The 18,003-nt window shown below is 65.0% G+C and carries 19 protein-coding genes and 1 tRNA gene; 2 read left to right on the top strand and 18 right to left on the bottom strand.

The features are described from left to right. Positions 1 to 5 precede the first annotated feature (5 nt). The 8 genes from rpoB to RAH32_RS07100 all read right to left on the bottom strand — a co-directional run bounded on the left by rpoB (position 6) and on the right by RAH32_RS07100 (position 9,389). Complete coding sequence (rpoB, locus tag RAH32_RS07065; RefSeq protein ID WP_306606499.1) at positions 6 to 4,151, bottom strand: DNA-directed RNA polymerase subunit beta; 4,146 nt, start codon at positions 4,149 to 4,151, stop codon at positions 6 to 8. A gap of 232 nt (positions 4,152 to 4,383) precedes the next feature. After that, the gene (rplL, locus tag RAH32_RS07070; RefSeq protein WP_306606500.1) at positions 4,384 to 4,758 is read right to left on the bottom strand and encodes a 50S ribosomal protein L7/L12; all 375 of its coding nucleotides are present in this window, start codon (positions 4,756 to 4,758) and stop codon (positions 4,384 to 4,386) included. Positions 4,759 to 4,822: 64 nt separating this feature from the next. Next, on the bottom strand, positions 4,823 to 5,338 hold the full coding sequence (rplJ, locus tag RAH32_RS07075) for a 50S ribosomal protein L10 (protein ID WP_306606502.1): 516 nt from the start codon (positions 5,336 to 5,338) through the stop codon (positions 4,823 to 4,825). Between the two features lie 216 nt (positions 5,339 to 5,554). Continuing rightward, a complete protein-coding gene (gene rplA / locus RAH32_RS07080; protein WP_306606504.1) occupies positions 5,555 to 6,253 on the bottom strand; it encodes a 50S ribosomal protein L1 in 699 nt (232 codons plus the stop codon). A 3-nt stretch (positions 6,254 to 6,256) separates the two neighbouring features. Then, positions 6,257 to 6,709: a 50S ribosomal protein L11 gene (gene rplK, locus RAH32_RS07085; protein ID WP_306606505.1), complete on the bottom strand. Its 453-nt coding sequence runs from the start codon at positions 6,707 to 6,709 to the stop codon at positions 6,257 to 6,259. A gap of 75 nt (positions 6,710 to 6,784) precedes the next feature. Beyond that, positions 6,785 to 7,321, bottom strand: coding sequence for a transcription termination/antitermination protein NusG (gene nusG, locus RAH32_RS07090; protein ID WP_306606507.1), 537 nt, complete (start codon positions 7,319 to 7,321; stop codon positions 6,785 to 6,787). A gap of 172 nt (positions 7,322 to 7,493) precedes the next feature. After that, complete coding sequence (gene secE, locus RAH32_RS07095) at positions 7,494 to 7,691, bottom strand: preprotein translocase subunit SecE (protein WP_103174455.1); 198 nt, start codon at positions 7,689 to 7,691, stop codon at positions 7,494 to 7,496. A gap of 66 nt (positions 7,692 to 7,757) precedes the next feature. Beyond that, complete coding sequence (locus RAH32_RS07100) at positions 7,758 to 9,389, bottom strand: site-specific DNA-methyltransferase (RefSeq protein ID WP_306606512.1); 1,632 nt, start codon at positions 9,387 to 9,389, stop codon at positions 7,758 to 7,760. A gap of 179 nt (positions 9,390 to 9,568) precedes the next feature. On the opposite strand from RAH32_RS07100, the gene RAH32_RS07105 reads away from it, so the two are divergent. Then, complete coding sequence (locus tag RAH32_RS07105) at positions 9,569 to 10,705, top strand: HPP family protein (RefSeq protein ID WP_306606514.1); 1,137 nt, start codon at positions 9,569 to 9,571, stop codon at positions 10,703 to 10,705. A 12-nt stretch (positions 10,706 to 10,717) separates the two neighbouring features. Here RAH32_RS07105 and RAH32_RS07110 read toward each other — a convergent pair. The 3 genes from RAH32_RS07110 to RAH32_RS07120 form a co-directional block, all read right to left on the bottom strand. Beyond that, positions 10,718 to 10,793 (bottom strand) — tRNA-Trp (locus RAH32_RS07110). 36 nt (positions 10,794 to 10,829) lie between these two features. Next, on the bottom strand, positions 10,830 to 11,222 hold the full coding sequence (locus tag RAH32_RS07115; RefSeq protein ID WP_306606516.1) for an acyl-CoA thioesterase: 393 nt from the start codon (positions 11,220 to 11,222) through the stop codon (positions 10,830 to 10,832). A 55-nt stretch (positions 11,223 to 11,277) separates the two neighbouring features. Continuing rightward, a complete protein-coding gene (locus RAH32_RS07120) occupies positions 11,278 to 13,131 on the bottom strand; it encodes an ABC transporter ATP-binding protein (protein WP_306606518.1) in 1,854 nt (617 codons plus the stop codon). 144 nt (positions 13,132 to 13,275) lie between these two features. Between RAH32_RS07120 and RAH32_RS07125 the strand changes: the two genes are divergently transcribed. Next, entirely contained in the window at positions 13,276 to 13,779 is a 504-nt protein-coding gene (locus RAH32_RS07125; RefSeq protein ID WP_306606520.1) for a ferritin-like domain-containing protein, read from the top strand. 37 nt (positions 13,780 to 13,816) lie between these two features. Here RAH32_RS07125 and RAH32_RS07130 read toward each other — a convergent pair whose 3' ends face one another. The 7 genes from RAH32_RS07130 to RAH32_RS07160 form a co-directional block, all read right to left on the bottom strand. Further along, the gene (locus RAH32_RS07130) at positions 13,817 to 14,230 is read right to left on the bottom strand and encodes a GFA family protein (protein WP_306606522.1); all 414 of its coding nucleotides are present in this window, start codon (positions 14,228 to 14,230) and stop codon (positions 13,817 to 13,819) included. A 76-nt stretch (positions 14,231 to 14,306) separates the two neighbouring features. Further along, positions 14,307 to 15,881: a GMC family oxidoreductase gene (locus RAH32_RS07135; RefSeq protein ID WP_306606525.1), complete on the bottom strand. Its 1,575-nt coding sequence runs from the start codon at positions 15,879 to 15,881 to the stop codon at positions 14,307 to 14,309. A gap of 14 nt (positions 15,882 to 15,895) precedes the next feature. Beyond that, positions 15,896 to 16,417, bottom strand: a complete 522-nt coding sequence (locus RAH32_RS07140; protein WP_306606527.1) for a gluconate 2-dehydrogenase subunit 3 family protein — start codon at positions 16,415 to 16,417, stop codon at positions 15,896 to 15,898. A gap of 55 nt (positions 16,418 to 16,472) precedes the next feature. Beyond that, a complete protein-coding gene (locus RAH32_RS07145; RefSeq protein WP_306606529.1) occupies positions 16,473 to 16,868 on the bottom strand; it encodes a VOC family protein in 396 nt (131 codons plus the stop codon). Between the two features lie 84 nt (positions 16,869 to 16,952). Beyond that, positions 16,953 to 17,243, bottom strand: a complete 291-nt coding sequence (locus tag RAH32_RS07150; protein WP_306606531.1) for a ribbon-helix-helix domain-containing protein — start codon at positions 17,241 to 17,243, stop codon at positions 16,953 to 16,955. 54 nt (positions 17,244 to 17,297) lie between these two features. Further along, entirely contained in the window at positions 17,298 to 17,717 is a 420-nt protein-coding gene (locus RAH32_RS07155; protein ID WP_306606533.1) for a hypothetical protein, read from the bottom strand. Between the two features lie 199 nt (positions 17,718 to 17,916). Then, the coding region (locus tag RAH32_RS07160) for an EF-Tu C-terminal domain-related protein (protein ID WP_161768704.1) at positions 17,917 to 18,003 on the bottom strand (87 nt) is incomplete at its 5' end.

The raw sequence follows: 18,003 nt of genomic DNA on the forward strand, positions 1-18,003 counted from the left end.
CACCGTTACTCGTCCTCCTCCGCATCCAGGAGTTCCATGTTGAGGCCCAGACCGCGGACCTCCTTGACCAGCACGTTGAACGATTCCGGCACGCCGGCCTCGAAGTTGTCGTCGCCCTTGACGATGGACTCATAGACCTTGGTGCGGCCCGCGACGTCGTCCGACTTGACCGTCAGCATCTCCTGCAAGGTATAGGCGGCGCCATAGGCTTCAAGCGCCCAGACCTCCATCTCACCCAGACGCTGGCCACCGAACTGCGCCTTGCCGCCCAGCGGCTGCTGGGTGACGAGGCTGTACGGTCCGGTCGAACGGGCGTGCATCTTGTCATCGACAAGGTGGTGCAGCTTCAGGACATACTTCATCCCGACGGTGACCTTGCGCGAGAACTGCTCGCCCGTGCGGCCGTCGAAGACCACGGACTGGCCCGAGGTGTCGAAGCCCGCCCGGCGCAACGCGTCGTTCACGTCCGCCTCTTTCGCACCGTCGAAGACGGGCGTGGCGATCGGAACGCCGGTGCGCACGGTGTTGGCGTGCTCGACCAGCAGGTCGTCATCCATGCCCTCGAAGGTCTCGGCATACATGTCGTCGCCATAGCCGATCTTCATCGCCTCGCGGACCGGGGTCAGATCGCCGTTGCGGCGATAGTCTTCTAGTGCCTCGTCGATCTTGATGCCAAGACCGCGCGATGCCCAACCCATGTGGGTTTCCAGGATCTGACCGACGTTCATGCGCGACGGCACGCCCAGCGGGTTCAGCACCAGGTCGACCGGGGTGCCGTCCGCCAGGAAGGGCATGTCCTCGATCGGCACGACCTTGGACACGACGCCCTTGTTGCCGTGACGGCCGGCCATCTTGTCGCCCGCCTGCAGCTTGCGCTTCACGGCGACAAAGACCTTGACCATCTTCATCACGCCCGGAGGCAGGTCGTCGCCCTGACGAACCTTCTCGACCTTGTCCTCGAAGCGGGCCTCGAGGGCCTTCTTCTGGGCGTCATACTGATGATTCAGCGCCTCGACTTCCTTGGCGGTGTCTTCCTCGCTGACGGCAAGCTGCCACCACTGGCCGCGCGACAGCGTGCCCAGCAGATCCTCGTTGATCTCGGAATTCGCCTTGACGCCTTTCGGCCCCTTCACGGCGGTCTTTCCCAGGATCAGCGACTTCAGGCGCGCATAGATGTTGCGGTCCAGGATCGCCTGTTCGTCGTCCCGGTCGCGGGCCAGACGCTCGACTTCCTCACGCTCGATCTGCAGGGCGCGTTCGTCCTTGTCCACGCCGTGACGGTTGAAGACGCGGACTTCCACGATCGTCCCGTAGGCGCCAGGCGGCAGACGCAGCGAGGTGTCGCGCACATCCGACGCCTTTTCACCGAAGATGGCGCGCAGAAGCTTTTCTTCCGGCGTCATCGGGCTTTCGCCCTTGGGGGTGATCTTGCCCACCAGGATGTCGCCCGGGCCCACCTCGGCGCCGATATAGACGATGCCGGCCTCGTCGAGGTTGCGCAGGGCTTCCTCGCCGACGTTCGGGATGTCGCGGGTGATTTCTTCCGGCCCCAGCTTCGTGTCGCGGGCCGCCACTTCGTATTCATCGATATGGATCGAGGTGAACACGTCGTCGCGGTGAATCCGCTCGGAAATCAGGATCGAGTCCTCGTAGTTGTAGCCGTTCCAGGGCATGAAGGCCACGACCACGTTCCGGCCGATGGCAAGCTCGCCCTGGTCGGTCGAGGGACCGTCCGCGATGACCTGGCCGCCCACGACCTTTTCGCCCACCTTGACCAGCGGACGCTGGTTGATGGTCGAGGACTGGTTCGAACGCTTGAACTTGCGCAGGCGATAGATGTCCACGCCCGCGTCGCCCGCTTCCAGGCCTTCGGTCGCGCGCACGACGATCCGCTGCGCGTCGACCTGGTCGATGATGCCGCCCCGGCGCGCCATGATGGCAGCCCCGGAATCTCGCGCCACGGTCGCTTCCATGCCGGTGCCGACGAAGGGCGCCTCGGCCCGCAGAAGCGGAACCGCCTGACGCTGCATGTTCGAACCCATCAGCGCGCGGTTGGCGTCGTCGTTTTCCAGGAACGGGATCAGCGCCGCGGCGACCGAAACCAGCTGCTTGGGCGACACGTCGATCAGGTCGATGGCATCGACCGGGTTCAGCGTGAAGTCGCCCGCCTGGCGGGTCGAGATCAGCTCATCGACAAAGCGGCCCTCGGCGTCCAGCGTCGCGTTGGCCTGGGCCACGGTGTGGCGCATTTCCTCGGTCGCGGACATGTAGACCACGTCGTCGGTCACGCGGCCCTCGATCACCTTGCGGTAGGGGGTCTCAATGAAGCCGTACTTGTTCACGCGGGCGAAGGTGGCCAGCGAGTTGATCAGGCCGATGTTCTGGCCTTCCGGCGTTTCGATCGGGCACATCCGGCCATAGTGGGTCGGATGGACGTCGCGAACCTCGAAGCCCGCACGCTCGCGCGTCAGACCGCCCGGCCCGAGGGCCGAAAGACGACGCTTGTGCGTCACTTCGGACAGCGGGTTGGTCTGGTCCATGAACTGCGACAGCTGGCTGCTGCCGAAGAACTCACGGACGGCCGCCGCCGCCGGCTTGGCGTTGATCAGGTCCTGCGGCATCACGGTGTCAATCTCGACGCCCGACATGCGCTCGCGGATCGCGCGCTCCATGCGCAGCAGGCCGACGCGATACTGGTTTTCCATCAGTTCGCCCACCGAACGCACCCGGCGGTTGCCCAGGTGGTCGATGTCGTCGATCTCGCCCTTGCCGTCGCGCAGTTCCACCAAGCCGCGAACGCAGGCCACGATATCCTCGGGGCGCAGCGTCCGCTGAGTGTCCGGCGCGTCCAGATCCAGGCGCATGTTCATCTTGACCCGGCCCACGGCGGACAGGTCATAACGCTCGCTGTCGAAGAACAGGCTGTTGAACAGCGTCTGCGCAGCCTCGACGGTGGGGGGCTCGCCCGGGCGCATGACGCGATAGATGTCCATCAGGGCACCCTCGCGGCTCATGTTCTTGTCGGCGGCCATGGTGTTGCGGATATAGGGGCCGACATTGACATGGTCGATGTCCAGCACCGGGATCTCGGTGACGCCGTTGTCCAGCAGCACTTTCAGAAGACCGCCGGACAGGTCGCCTTCCTTGTTGTATTCCGCCGTGATTTCGTCACCCGCCTCGGCATAGATGAAGCCAGTGGTGTCGTTGACGATATCCTTGGCGACGAAGCGGCCGATGATCCGCTCGAACGGAACCAGCAGGTTCAGCGCATCGCCGGATTCCTGCAGCTTCTTGACCAGACGCGGGGTGACCTTGTCGCCGGCCTTGGTGATGATCTCGCCCGTGTCGGCGTTGACCAGGTCATAGGACGGACGGGTGCCGCGCACGCGTTCGGGGAAGAAGCGCGTGACCCAGCCCTGCGACCGGCCCTCGCGGCGCAGGGTATAGTCCACGGTTTCATAGAAGGCATCCATGATGCCCTCCTGGTCCATGCCCAGGGCATAGAGCAGCGTCGTCACCGGCAGCTTGCGGCGGCGGTCGATGCGCGCGAAGACCAGATCCTTGGCGTCAAATTCGAAGTCCAGCCACGACCCGCGATAGGGAATGATGCGGCAGGCGAACAGCAGCTTCCCCGAGGAATGGGTCTTGCCGCGGTCGTGGTCGAAAAACACGCCCGGGCTGCGGTGCATCTGGGACACGACGACGCGCTCGGTCCCGTTCACGATGAACGTGCCGTTCTGGGTCATCAAGGGCATGTCGCCCATGAAGACATCCTGTTCCTTGATGTCCTTGACCGATTTCCCGCCGGTGTTCTCATCGACATCGAACACGATCAGGCGCAGCGTCACCTTCAGCGGCGCGGCATAGGTCATGTCGCGCTGCTGGCACTCGTCCACGTCGTATTTCGGCCGTTCCAGCTCGTATTTCACGAATTCCAGCGTCGCGGTCTCGTTGAAATCCTTGATCGGGAAGACCGACTGGAAAACGCCCTGGATCCCCTCGCCGTCGTGATGGCCGGTGCCCTCACCCGAGTTCAGGAACAGGTCGTAGGAGGATTTCTGAACCTCGATCAGGTTCGGCATCTCCAGCACTTCGCGGATGTTGCCGTAATAGCGCCGGATACGCTTCTGGCCGACATAGGATTGCGCCATGGGGTCTTGTCACCTTTCGTCTTCGCGCGCGGTCCTGGTCGGGGCACCCAGGACACGGGCCTACGAATGCAGGGGGTAAAGGTTCCATTCGTGCCGAGCGTCCCACCGCCCGGCTCCCGAACCTTGAACATGCCCTGAAGGAATGTCTGATCCAGACCGCCCTTCAAGACAGGTTCGGCAGGGATCGGGAAACCCCGAACCCTGCCCTTTTCCGATCAGCCAGAAAGGCCGATTACTTCAGCTCGACCTTGGCGCCAGCCGCTTCGAGCTTCTTCTTCATTTCCTCAGCGTCGGCCTTGGAAGCGCCTTCCTTCACCTTGCCACCGGCTTCGACCAGGTCCTTGGCTTCTTTCAGGCCCAGGCCGGTGATGCCGCGCACTTCCTTGATCACGTTGATCTTGTTGGCGCCGGCGTCGACCAGAACGACGTCGAATTCGGTTTTCTCTTCGGCGGCTTCAGCCGGGCCAGCGGCCGGGCCAGCCATCATGACGGCGCCACCGGCGGCCGGCTCGATGCCGTACTTGTCCTTCAGGATGGTCTTCAGTTCCTGGGCTTCCAGCAGGGTCAGGCCCACGATTTGTTCGGCGAGTTGATTCAGATCAGCCATTTTTCCGTTCTTTCAGTTAGTGTTCCAACGTCGGGTTTTCAACCACACGCAGGGATCGGGTTGCTTACGCAGCCTCACGTTCCTCAAGGGTCGTAAGGATGCTCGCGATGTTCGAAGCAGGCGCGCCAATGGCACCGGCGATGCTGGAGGCAGGCGCACCGAGGCAGGACACGATCTGAGCGATAAGCTCTTCACGCGACGGCATCGAGGCGACGGCTTTCACACCGGCCGGATCCAGGGCCGAGTCACCCATAGCACCGCCCAGGATCACGAAACGATCGTTATCCTTGGCATACTTGTCGGCGATCCGCGCGGCAGCGGTCGGATCCTCCGAATAGGTGATCACGGTCATGCCCGTCAGGTAGTCGGCGATGCTTGCGCAAGGCTTACCTTCCAGGGCGATCTTGGCGAGCTTGTTCTTGGCGACGCGAACCGAACCGCCGGCTTCGCGCATGCGCGCGCGGAGGTCCTGCATATGTGCAACCGTCATCCCCTCGTAGTGGGCAACCACCACGACGCCAGAGCTTTCAAAGATCTGGCCGAGTTCTTCGACCACCTGTTCTTTTTGTGCTCTATCCACGGTTTCACTCCAAGTTGGGGGTTTCCCCCCGGCTCTCACTTTTCCCACCCGAAGGCAGGTCGGGTCCGTCTAGGGCAAGATCACCCGAAGGAATCCTTCGGAAAAATGCTTCCCCATCTCAGGAAGGACATTAAGCCGGTTTCCCGGCACCCTCCGTCTCGGACAGGACGGGGCGGCATTTCGCCCCGCCATTCCCAGCCCGAAGGCTGGCAATTCTTACTGCGCCGTGGCCGACGCCACGTCCACCGACACGCCCGGCCCCATGGTCGAGCTGATCGAGACCTTCTTCATATAGGTCCCTTTGGCGCCCGAGGGCTTGGCGCGGCTGACCGCGTCCACGAAGGCGCGCAGGTTCTGGGCCAGCTTGTCGTTGTCGAAGGACACCTTGCCGATGCCGGCATGGACGACACCCGCCTTCTCGGCCTTGAACTGGACCTCGCCGCCCTTCGCGGCTTCCACGGCGGCCTTCACGTCAACCGTCACGGTGCCGACCTTGGGGTTCGGCATCAGGTTGCGCGGGCCCAGGATCTTGCCCAGGCGGCCGACCAGCGGCATCATGTCCGGGGTCGCGATGCAGCGGTCGAACTCGATCTTGCCGGACTGGATTGTCTCCATCAGGTCTTCGGCGCCGACGATGTCCGCACCGGCAGCCTTGGCTTCGTCAGCCTTGGGGCCGCGGGCGAAGACGGCGACGCGAACGTCCTTGCCGGTGCCGGCGGGCAGCGTCACGACACCACGGACCATCTGGTCGGCGTGGCGCGGATCGACGCCCAGGTTCAGCGCGATCTCGACCGTTTCGTCGAACTTGGCCGATGCGGCGCCCTTGACCAGGGTGATCGCATCCTCGACCGTCAGGTTGGCCTTGCCGTCGAAGGCTGCGCGCGCGGCGGCTTTTTTCTTGGAAATCTTCGCCATGGCTTAGCCTTTCACCTCGATACCGATCGACCGGGCGGAACCCAGGATGATCTTCATCGCCTGATCGACGTCATTGGCCGACAGGTCGGCCATCTTGGCTTCGGCGATCTCGCGCACCTGCTTGACGGTCACGGTGCCGGCGACCGCACGGCCCGGCTTGTCCGAACCCTTGGCGCGGTTGCGCTTGCCGACCGGCTTCAGACCGGCAGCCTTTTTCAGCAGGAAGGACGCGGGCGCGGTCTTCGTTTCGAAGCTGAACGACTTGTCGGCGTAATAGGTGATCACGACCGGAACGGGGGAACCCTGCTCCATCTCCTGCGTGCGGGCGTTGAATTCCTTGCAGAAGGCCATGATGTTGATCCCGCGCTGACCCAGGGCCGGGCCGACGGGGGGCGACGGGTTCGCCTGACCCGCCTTGATTTGCAGCTTGAGGCTGCCGACAACTTTCTTGGCCATAGGGCCTTCTCCTTTTTCATCACGCCTGCGGTGCAGGCCGACTTAGCGGTGCGGCGTCCAGCCTCCCGCAGACGATCACGAGGCCTTGGAGACCTGCGTGAATTCCAGTTCGACCGGCGTGGGCCGGCCAAAGATCGACACCGTGACCTTCAGGCGGGACGAAATCTCGTCCACCTCCTCGACCATGCCCGAGAAGCCGTCGAACGGCCCGTCGGTCACGTTGACCTTTTCGCCGATCTCGAAGCGGATCAGGTTGCGCGGGGCCGCGGCCTCGCCCGTTCCGCTGCGGTTCAGCATCGCGTTCACTTCGTCGTCGCGCATCGGCTGGGGCTTGCCCTGCGCGCCCAGAAAGCCCGTGACCCGGTTGATCGAGTTCACCAGGTGATAGGTGCGGTCCGACATCTCCATGTGGACCAGCACATAGCCCGGCATGAAGCGGCGTTCGGACGTGACCTTCTTGCCGCGCCGGATCTCGATCACTTCCTCGGTCGGGACCAGAACCTCGTCGATCTGCTCCTCCAAGCCCTTTTCGGCGACGGCCTGGCGGATCGCCTCGGCGACCTTCTTTTCGAAGTTCGACAGGACGCTGACCGAATACCAACGCTTTGCCATGTTCGATCAAACCCCTGTTCGTCAAAAGGGAATCACCCGGACGGTCCAGGCAAGCCCTTGAATTCCATTATGTCCGCCAAATTGAAAGCGGCGCGCAACCCCATTCGATGCACGCCGTCTTGCCGGACAGTTCGGGGCAGATACCCCCCTTGGCCGGAAAATGCAAGCCCGATCAGTTGCTGATCAGCCGCAGTCCCTCGGTGATCCCGAAGCGGATCGCCAGGTCCACCAGCGAGAAGAAGATGCTGAAGATCGCGGCCAGGATCAGCACCATGATGGTCGTCGTGACCACCTCGCGCCGGGTGGGCCAGGTGATCTTGGCGGCCTCGGCGCGGACCTGGTTGATGAACTGGACGGGATTGGTGGCCACGGGCAGGCTCCTTCGCGGAAATCAGAGGCCCATGTAGCCGCGACCGGGTTCCGATTCAAGCCTGCCCTAGAGGTCCAGCCCGAACTGCCGGGTCGTGTCCTCCTCTTTCGCGGGCTTGCGGAAGACATCCGTGCGGGCCAGCGGGATCTTCACCGCGCGTTCGCGCAGGCGCATCGCCTCCTCGATCGTGACGATCTGGATGCGCGGCACGGGATCGAAGCCGTCAAGGGCGAACTGTCCCGCGCCCGCCGCCTCGGCCTTCATGGGGGCGGTGGGTTCGTGCAGGGTCAGGAAGACGCCAATATCGGCCTTTTCGCGGTCGATCACGGCGCGCAGCTGGTCGATGTGGTTGCGCTGCCGGTCCTTGCCGCCCTTGACGGACACAAGCGCCACGTTGGTCTTGCCGAAAGGCAGCCGTCCGTCGATGCCGCCGTCCGCGCCCTTCTTGCCCGCCCGCCAGGGCTGCGCGCCGATCAGGCTGACGGCCCATTTCTCGAATTCCTTCTTGGTGGTGTCGTCGCGGGCGAACAGGTCATGGGCCGCGGACAGATCCTGCGGCGTGCCGTGGACCTTGTAGGCGACGCCCGGAAAAGCCTCGTTCAACCGGCGTTCGATCAGGCCGATGGCCAGATGGGTCACGTCGATGCCGATCCATTGCCGCCCCAGCTTCTGCGCGGCATGGACCGTGGTGCCGCATCCGCAGAAGGGATCCAGCACCACGTCGCCGGGGTTGGACGAGGCGGCGAGGATGCGTTCCAGCAGCGCCACGGGTTTTTGGGTGGGGTAGCCGAGGCGTTCTTGGGCTTGGGAGTTGATCGGAGGAATGTCGGTCCAGACGGTTCCCATGACGCCACCTTGCTGTTCGTTCAAATACCGTTTCAAACGCGGGCGCTTTGAAGTATCCACCCCCCCCCCCCGGTTGTTTCTTGGATACCAAATTCGCCCCTCTTGATCCAAGCGAGCCATAGTTTCACGCGAATAACGCCAACCCTTTGGAGGGCTTTCATGACCTTTCCATTCATACATCATATTAGGCCGAGGATTAGGACTGGTCATGTTGTCCAGCATGTAAGGTCCACGGCCATCCCCATCGTCGCTTCTATATTTTGATGCCAGATAGGTTTCTGAATGGGCCTCGCGTGGTGTATTCCAAGTGAACGCCCTGCTCTTGGTATAGAAAAGGATTATGTCAGCAACCCGACTCCATGTCTTACTGTCGCTATGGGTTGTTGTGCGCTTCCAGTTAATTTCATTCTGGTAACTTCCAGTCCCAAACACCGCATCCAGCAATATCTTCAGATAATGGCTCGCCGTGGGATCGCAGTGCAGATACAGGCTGCCGGTCGGCTTCAGCACCCGGTGCAAATGGGTCAGGCGCACCGCCATCATCGCCAGATAGGCCATCATGTCGTTGGTGCCCAGAAAGGAGCGCATCGCCTCCAGCATGGTCGCGGCATCGGTATGGCCCGACCGGCGGACCTCCTGGAAGGCCGTCTCGGCCTCGTCGCCCCAGTGCCAGGTGTCGTCGAACGCCTCGATCTGGGCCGCCGACTGGTCGCCCGTGGGGCTGCGGAACAGCACGTTGTAGCTGGCGTTGGAATTGAACGGCGGGTCCAGATAGATCAGGTCCACGCTGTCATCCGCGATATGGTCGCGCAGCACGCGCAGGTTGTCGCCATAGTAAAGGTGGTTCGTCATCGCTGTCCCGTGCCGCCAGGCTTGCCCACCCGGTCCCCCGTATCACGGGCAGGTTAACGAAATGCCCACCCTTCGCAAGGCGCCGGGGACCGCCCCCGAAGGTCGCAATATCCGCGTCCATGCCTTGCAGGCGGCGCGCCTTGTTCCTAAAGCAAAGCGCCAGAAGGAAGGGGCCAGACTTGCGGATCCTTGTTGACCGTGCGGGGCATTCCCGCCTTCGCGCGCTTGGGCCGTCCACGGCCGCCGTTCCCGCGACCGAGGCGCTGCGCGCGGGCATCGGCGCGCTGATCGGGCTGGCCGCTGCCGCGGGTCTGGCCTTCACCATGGCCCCGGACCTGTGGCTGGGGATCTATCTGATCGCGCCGTTCGGGGCCACGTCGGTCCTGATCTTCGCCGCGCCGAACAGCCCGCTGGCGCAGCCCTGGCCCGCCGTGGTGGGAAACACCCTGTCGGCCCTGGTCGCGCTGCTGGTCTGCCGCCTGGCCGGGGATCCGCTGATCGCGGTGCCGGTCTCGGTCGGGGCGGCGATCATGATGATGGCGCTGTGCCGGGCGACGCATCCCCCGGGGGGCGCGGTGGCCATGACGGTCGCCATCGGCGCGGACCGGATCGCGCCCCTGGGGCTGGGCTTCGCCTTCATGCCCGTGGCGGCCGGCACCGCGCTGCTGGTGGGGATCGCGGTGATCTATGCCCATGCGACCGGGCGGCGCTATCCCTTCCGCCAGTTCGGAGAGGCGAACCCCAACGGCACCGCCGACCCCCCGCCGCCCGAGCGCCTGGGCCTGACCGAGGACGAGCTGTCGCGGATCCTCGTCCGCTATAACCAGTCGCTGAACCTGGGGGTCGAGGATCTGGCCCGCCTGCTGGCCGCGGCCGAGATGCAGGCGGCCAGCCACCGCACCAAGGCGCAGACGGCGGGCGACATCATGTCGCGCGATCTGGTCACGGTGGCGCCCGATACCCCCATGCTTGATATCGCGGCCTTGTTTTCGCGCCACGGCTTCACGTCACTGCCCGTCGTCGGTCCCGAGGGACGTTACCTGGGGGTGATCTTCCAGTTGCACCTGATCGCCCGCGCCCATGCGCGCTTTCGCCCCGACGGCCGGCTGTCGCGGGTGGGCCACGACCTGCGCGCCGCCGACGTGATGGGCGACCGCCTGCCCACGGCCCGGCCCGACACGCCCATCGCCGCGCTGCTGCCGCCGCTGGCGTCCAGCGATACCGACGCCGTGCCGGTGCTTGAGGGCGACCGGATCGTCGGCATCGTCACGCGCACGGATCTGGTCGCGGCGCTGGCGCGCGAAAGCCTGCGATGATGTCGGAAGGACTGGCAGGGGTTGGGGGACTCGAACCCACGACCCTCGGTTTTGGAGACCGATGCTCTACCAACTGAGCTAAACCCCTGCGGTGAGGGGTTGATAGGGTTTGCCGCAGGTGGCGTCAAGCGGGGAAAGCGGGTTTGACCGCCCGCGCGGCGCCGGTTTCGTCCAGGGCCACGAAGGTGAAGGTGGCTTCCGTCACCTGTTCGCCCGCATCGCGGTCGCGTTCGCGGCGCCAGGCCTCGACATGGATGCGCATCGAGGTGCGGCCGACATGGACCAGTTCGGCATAAAGCGACACCTCGTCGCCGACCTTGACGGGGCGGTGGAACTTCATCCCCTCGACCGCGATGGTGGCGCTGCGGCCCCGGGCGGTCAGGGCGGCCACGGACCCGGCGGCAAGGTCCATCTGGCTCATCAGCCAGCCGCCGAAGATGTCGCCCGCCGGGTTGGTATCGGCGGGCATGGCGATGGTGCGGATCGTGGGAAGGCCGGGAGGCTGGGTCTGGCTCATGGCGGGTCCTGTGCTTTGGCACGATCAGCGCATGGGGGCGGCCCAAGGGCAAGTGCTATGGATCGACTTCCTCTGTCAGGAACCCGCCCGACTGCCGCGCCCACAGACGGGCGTAAAGGCCGTCGCGCGCCAGCAGGTCGGCATGGCTGCCCTGTTCGACGATGCGGCCCTTGTCCATGATGACCAGCCGGTCCATGGCGGCGATGGTGGACAGGCGATGGGCGATGGCGATGACCGTCTTGCCCGCCATCAGCACATCCAGGCGGGACTGGATCGCGGCCTCGGCCTCGCTGTCGAGCGCGCTCGTCGCCTCGTCCAGGATCAGGATCGGCGCGTCCTTCAGCGCGACGCGCGCGATGGCGATGCGCTGGCGCTGCCCGCCCGACAGCTTCACCCCGCGTTCGCCCACATGCGCGTCCAGCCCCCGGCGGCCATGGCTGTCCGACAGAAGGGGCACGAAGTCCTGCGCCTCGGCCATGCGCAGGGCGGCGGCGATCTCCTCCTCGGTGGCGTCGGGACGGCCATAGGAGATGTTGTCCCGCACGGACCGATGCAGAAGCGAGCTGTCCTGCGTCACCACGCCAATGGCGGCGCGCAGGCTGTCCTGCGTGACCTTCGAGATGTCCTGCCCGTCGATGGTGATGCGGCCCTGTTCAATGTCGTGGAAGCGCAGCAGCAGGTTGATCAGCGTCGATTTGCCAGCACCCGACCGGCCCACCAGCCCCACCCTTTCGCCCGGCGCGACATGCAGCGTCAGATCGTCCAGCACCGCCATGGGCCGCGCGCCCTGAACCCCGCGATAGCGGAAGGTGACGTTGTCGAAGCGGACCTCGCCCGGACCCCGGACCAGGGGCCTGGCGCCGGGGGCGTCGCGCACCTCTCGCGGCAGGGCGAGGCTGGCGATGCCGTCGCGGACGGTGCCGATGTTTTCGAACAGCGCGGCGAATTCCCACATGATCCAGTGGGCCATGTTGTTCAACCGCAAGGCCAGGGGCACGGCCACGGCGACCGCCCCCACCTCGACCAGGCCATGCGTCCAGAGCCAGAGGCCAAGACCCGCGACCGCCGCGACCAGGGCCACGTTCATCGTGTTCAGCGCGATGTCCTGGACGCTGGACAGCCGCATTTGCAGGTGGACGGTGCGCAGGAAGGCGTCCATCCCCTCGCGCATCCACGCCTCCTCGCGCGAGGAATGGGAAAACAGCTTGACCGTGGCGATGTTGGTATAGCTGTCCACGACCCGGCCCGTCATCTGCGCCCGCGCGTCTGCCTGCGCCTCGGCCACGCGGGCAAGGCGCGGCACGATCTGCCACAACATCGCCCCGTAAGCCGTGGCCCAGACCAGGAAGGGCAGCGCCAGCCGCCAGTCCTGGCTGGCCGCCAGGATCAGCGCGCCCAGGAAATAGATCACGACATAGCTGCCGACATCCATGGCCTTCATCGCGACCTCGCGGACCGCAAGCGCCGTCTGCATCAGCCGCTGCGCGATCCGCCCCGCGAATTCGTCCTGGAAATAGCCGACCGACTGGCGCAGCAGATACCTGTGCGCCCGCCAGCGGATGCGCTGCGGGAAATTGCCCATCAGGCCCTGGTACAGCACCAGCGAGGCCAGCAGGTGCAGCACCGGCAGCACGACCAGCAGCACCACGGCCATGAAGGCAAGCCGCCCGCCCTGGCTGTCCCAGAACTGGTCGCGCGGCACCTGGGCCAGCTGGTCGATCAGCTCGCCCAGCCAGCCGAACAGCACCACCTCGATGATGGCGATCAGGGCCGAACTGACGCCGACAAGCAGCAGCCAGGGGATCGCACCCTGGCTGTAATACAGGACAAAGCGGATCAGCGACCGGGGCGGCATGTCCGGGGTTTCGGTCGGATAGGGGTCGATGCGTCGCTCGAACCACGAAAACATGGTGTCACCGGAATGAACAGGAAAGGGCAAGGGGGCGTTTGCTGGACCCAACGGCGGGCCATGTCAAGCAGCGCCCCCTGGAACGATGCGACAACCAGCACGTTTCAGGAAGGAAAAGGCCTGCCATCCCGAAAGGACACCACCATGGCGATCAAGAACCTGAACGACCTCTATCTGCACCAGCTGAAAGATCTGTATTCCGCCTGCAAGCAGTCCATGGCCATCGTCACCGAAATGGGGCGGGTCGCCAAATCCCGCGAACTGTCCGAGGCGCTGATCGCCGGCAACCAGGGCATCGCGCGGGGCATGGAAACGCTGGCCAGCATCTGCAACCGGCACGACACGGACCCTACCGGCGAACATTGCCGGGGGATGGAAGGGCTGGTGAACGAGGCCCGCAAGCACGCCATCGAAACCGACTTCGGGGACGAGGACACCCAGGACGCCGCCATCATCACCCAGTATCAGCGGCTGACCCATTACGCGATCGCGGGCTATGGCTGCGTGCGCACCTTCGCGAACCGCCTGGGCCATGACGACGACGGCGCGGCCTTGCAGGAATGCCTGGACAGCACCCGCGAGGGCGACGAACACATGACCCGCATCGCCGAGGGCGGCGTCAACCAGGCGGCGGTGGACGGCCAGTAAGGGCAGCCATGCCGCAGCCCCGTCGCGGGGCTGCGGCTTACAGGTGCCGCGCCTCGGTGGCCGGGTTCCACCAGTTGTCATGCGCCCCGTCCGCGTAAAAGACGGGCGCGGCGATCAGTTCGGCCTCGGTCGCGTCATCCAGGGCTGGCACGAACACCATGGTGAAACGCCCGCCCATCTCCTCGATGTTACCTTGCGTCCACAGCCGCGTTCCGCAGCGCACGCAAAAGACATTGTGCAGGTCCATGCCGCCCTGCTGTGCCCGCGGCGTTTCGGCCAGGGCGTGCTGCCCGCGCAGGATCCGCAACCCGTCGGGATCGGGCAGGCGCAGTTCCCAGTAACGCATCTTGCGGCAGAACCGGCAGTTGCAGCGCATCGTGCCATCCGCAAGATCGCCATCGGCTTCGAACCCGACAGCGCCGCAAAAGCAGCTTCCGCGATAGGTTTTCATGATGACCTCCTGTTTTGGGCAAAGCCATCATGCCGGGCGCCCGCTGACGATTCCCGTCAGCAGGCGCGGTTCTTGGTCAAACGTTGCCCGCCGCCATCTCCTTGGCGATGTGGTCAGCCTGCCGGATCGCCAGGGCCACGATGGTCAGCGTAGGGTTTTCCGCGGCCCCCGTCGTGAACTGGCTGCCATCCGACACGAACAGGTTCGGCACGTCATGCGCCCGCCCGTTGCGGTCCACCACGCCGTCCTCGGGGCGTTCCGACATGCGGTTGGTGCCCAGGTTGTGGGTCGAGGGGTATGGCGGCGTGGGCAGCGTCCGCGTCGCGCCCACCGCCTTGTAGATCGCCTGCCCCTGCTTGTAGGCATGGTTGCGCATGGCGACGTCGTTCGGATGGTCGCTGAAGTTGACGTTGGCGACCTTCAGGCCGAACTTGTCCTCGGTATTGGACAGGGTGACGCGGTTGTCGGCCTGGGGCATATCCTCGCCCACGATCCACATGCCCGCCATGTTGGCATAGCTGTCAAGCGCGGTCGTGAACTCGCGCCCCCAGCCGCCGGGGTCCAGGAAGGCCGCCATGAAGGGCAGGCCCAGCGACAGGGTCTCAAGCTCATAGCCGCCGACAAAGCCGCGCGAGGGGTCGTGCCGGGCCTCGTCGCGGATGATGCCGGCCATGGTCGTGCCGCGCCACATCTTCACCGGCTGCTCGAAGGTTGCATAGACCGATCCCGTGGTGTGGCGCATGTAGTTGCGCCCGACCTGGCCCGAACTGTTTGCCAGCCCGTCCGGGAACATGCTGCTGTGCGAATTGAGAAGCAGGCGCGGGCTTTCGAAGCTGTTGCCCGCCACCGCGACGACCCGCGCCTTCTGCATCTGCAGGTTGCCGTCCTTGTCGAAATACTCGACCCCCGTCACCTTGCCGCTGTCGTCATGCAAGATGCGGGCGACATGGGCGTGATCGCGGACCTCAAGGTTGCCGGTCGCCTCGCCGCGCGGGATGTCGGTATAGGCGGAGGACCACTTGGCGCCCCATTTGCAGCCCTGGAAGCAGAAGCCGGTCTGCTGGCAGGCCATCCGGTCGTCATAGTCGGCGCTGTTGATCGCCATGTTGCCGGTGTGGACGTCCTTGTAGCCAAGCGCCAGCGCGCCCTTTTCGAAGACCTTGTAGTTGTTGTTGCCCGGCAGGCGCGCGCGGCCTCCGACGCCGGTCACGCCCAGCTTGGCCTCGGCCTTGTCATACCAGGGCGCCATCTCGGCCGCGTCGATGGGCCAGTCCAGCAGGCTTGCGCCCTCGACCGGGCCATAGGTGGACAGCGCCTTCCATTCGTGGTCCTGGAAGCGCAGGGATGCGCCCGCCCAGTGGATGCTGGTTCCGCCCACGGCTTTGACGATCCAGGCGGGCAGGCCGGAAAAGTCCTTGGCCACCCGCCAGTCGCCGCTGGTCGTGCGCGGATCCACCCAGGCCAACTGGCCGAAGCTTTCCCATTCGTCGTTCACGTAATCCTCGGGCAGATAGCGCCCGCCGGCTTCCAGGGCCACGACCTTGACGCCCTTCTGCGCCAGTTCGTTGGCCAGCACCCCGCCGCCCGCGCCGGTGCCCACGATGACGACCACGCTGTCGTCGGTCAGTTCGAATTTGGCTGCCTTCGCCATGATAGCTGCCCCCCTTACAACCAGTCGATGTCGTCAAAGCCGCGGTCGATGTAACCGCCCTGCGAGAAGGACTCGCCCTCGTAGCCGAAGATCGGCCAGATATCCTTCTGGTTATAAAGGCCCGTCACCAGCCCGCCCCGGACGGTCTGAAAGAACGGCGTGTCCTGAATGGACCGCAGAATCGCGACGCGATCGTCCTCCCAGCCGGCGGCCAGGTAGTTGTCGAAGCCGGCCTTCTTCGCCGCCTCGTCCAGGGCGGCGATGCCTTCGGCCACCATCTCCTTCTGCTCGGTCACGTCATAGGACTTGATCGCCACCGCATAGAAGCGGTCCCCCACCCGGTCGTGGGGATAGATGTCGCGCGCCATCTGCAACAGCGTCGCCATCTCGTGTTCGCTGATCGCCGTCACCTCGACGGCCCAGGCGGCGTCTGTCGCCGCGATGAAGCCCGGCCCCGCCACGGCCAAGGCCCCGGCCGCCACCGCGCGCGACAGAAGCGCGCGGCGGGTCAGCCCCTGCTTGTTCAATCGGGTCATGTTCTCTCCTCCCCTTATGCTGCGCGCCGGGGGTCTCCCCTCCCCCTTTGGCGCGCTATTTGTAACGGCCGCCCCGCTGGATCACCTCGATCTGATAGCCATCGGGATCGGCGATGAAGAAGAACCGCGCGATCACCGTGCCGCCCGGGGCGAAATCGACCAGCTTGCGCGGCGCGAACCCTTGGGATTCCAGTTGCGCGTGCAGGGCGTCCAGGTCATCCACGGTGAAGGCGATGTGCCCATAGCCGTCGCCCAGGACATAAGGCTCGGTCCGGCCCTTGTTGACGGTCAGTTCCAGTTCCGTCTCGCTTTCGCCATTGGCCAGATAGACCAGCGTGAAATCCGGGAAATCAAGCCGTTCGGCCACTTTCAGCCCGAAGCAGCGGTCATAGAATTCGACCGAGCGCGCCTCGTCCAGGACACGGATCATGGAATGGACATATTTCGCCATGGGGTTCCCTTCTTGTCTTCCTGGGAACCAGTCTAGGGCGGGCCGAATCCGGCCGGGTAGTAACGGATTACTACAGCGCCGCTTTTATTCGGCGGCGATGGCGGTGGGGGTGAACTGATCCTCGCCCAGGTGGATCGTGCAGGCGCAGCGCAGAAGCGAGGTGAAGTTCCGCGCCTCTCCATGCAGTTCCAGCACCTCGGCGTGCAGCTTGGATATGAAGGCGGGGGTGGTGACCCCCTGCCGGGCGGCGATGTCGTCCAGGATGCGCCAGAACGCCCGTTCCAGCCGGATCGAGGTCGATTGTCCGTTCAGCCGCAGGCGGCGGGTCACGGTTTCATAGCGGTCGGGGTGCTGCCCCGCGAAGATCTGGCACATGGGCTTGATCCGACAGGTCCGATGGGCCGATCCTGCGACAGGACAGGGAGCGGGTCAATGCAACCTTTGGTCATCCCGCACGCCAAGGCCCGTCCGGTGGCGCAGCGCCGGGAATGCCGCAAAGGCGATCTGCGCAAGGGCGCCCAGCGCGCCTGCGGGTGTCGTGAAGGCGATGAAAAAGCCCGACGCGCCTGCACCCAGCGCCATGGCAAGCAGCGCCTCGGACAGCCACAGCATTGCCAGGGCAATCGCGCCCATGGCGATGCGCGCGGGGATGCGCATGGGAACGGCAAACCGCCGCAGGATCGCGCCGCAGACCAGCCAGGACAGCGCCAGCATGACGGGAATTTCCAGGGCCGTGGCCGCTGTGGAACCAAGGCGCGGCACCAGCAGCATGGTGCGCAGTATGCCCAGCGCCGTGCCGCAGGCAAAGATGATGCCGTAATAGGTCAATGCGGCGCGAAAGATGGTCAAGACATTCTTCCCCTTCCCAGGTGGGGTGCAACCCCACCCTACGCCGGATGTCACCTGTAGGGTGGGGTTTCACCCCACCATGGCGCGATGGTGCATGCGCCATCCTCCGTTCCATGCAAAAGGCCGCCTCCTTTCGGAAGCGGCCCTTTGTCTTGCCATGTCGCATGGTGGGGTGGAACCCCACCCTACGCGGCGTTGATCACTTGATGATCTTGGAGACCACGCCTGCGCCGACGGTGCGGCCGCCTTCGCGGATGGCGAAGCGCAGCTTTTCCTCCATCGCGAT

Origin of the sequence: Paracoccus yibinensis (assembly GCF_030846195.1) — a bacterium.
GTDB classification, from domain to species: domain Bacteria; phylum Pseudomonadota; class Alphaproteobacteria; order Rhodobacterales; family Rhodobacteraceae; genus Paracoccus; species Paracoccus yibinensis.

Coding starts and splice junctions, on each gene's coding strand:
- nusG (WP_306606507.1), bottom strand. CDS start 7,321: ATGGCAAAGCGTTGGTATTCGGTCAGCGTCCTGTCGAACTTCGAAAAG.
- RAH32_RS07120 (WP_306606518.1), bottom strand. CDS start 13,131: ATGTTTTCGTGGTTCGAGCGACGCATCGACCCCTATCCGACCGAAACC.
- RAH32_RS07130 (WP_306606522.1), bottom strand. CDS start 14,230: ATGAAAACCTATCGCGGAAGCTGCTTTTGCGGCGCTGTCGGGTTCGAA.
- RAH32_RS07145 (WP_306606529.1), bottom strand. CDS start 16,868: ATGGCGAAATATGTCCATTCCATGATCCGTGTCCTGGACGAGGCGCGC.
- RAH32_RS07125 (WP_306606520.1), top strand. CDS start 13,276: ATGGCGATCAAGAACCTGAACGACCTCTATCTGCACCAGCTGAAAGAT.
- RAH32_RS07150 (WP_306606531.1), bottom strand. CDS start 17,243: ATGTGCCAGATCTTCGCGGGGCAGCACCCCGACCGCTATGAAACCGTG.
- RAH32_RS07115 (WP_306606516.1), bottom strand. CDS start 11,222: ATGAGCCAGACCCAGCCTCCCGGCCTTCCCACGATCCGCACCATCGCC.
- RAH32_RS07100 (WP_306606512.1), bottom strand. CDS start 9,389: ATGACGAACCACCTTTACTATGGCGACAACCTGCGCGTGCTGCGCGAC.
- rplK (WP_306606505.1), bottom strand. CDS start 6,709: ATGGCCAAGAAAGTTGTCGGCAGCCTCAAGCTGCAAATCAAGGCGGGT.
- rplA (WP_306606504.1), bottom strand. CDS start 6,253: ATGGCGAAGATTTCCAAGAAAAAAGCCGCCGCGCGCGCAGCCTTCGAC.
- RAH32_RS07135 (WP_306606525.1), bottom strand. CDS start 15,881: ATGGCGAAGGCAGCCAAATTCGAACTGACCGACGACAGCGTGGTCGTC.
- rplL (WP_306606500.1), bottom strand. CDS start 4,758: ATGGCTGATCTGAATCAACTCGCCGAACAAATCGTGGGCCTGACCCTG.
- rpoB (WP_306606499.1), bottom strand. CDS start 4,151: ATGGCGCAATCCTATGTCGGCCAGAAGCGTATCCGGCGCTATTACGGC.
- RAH32_RS07140 (WP_306606527.1), bottom strand. CDS start 16,417: ATGACCCGATTGAACAAGCAGGGGCTGACCCGCCGCGCGCTTCTGTCG.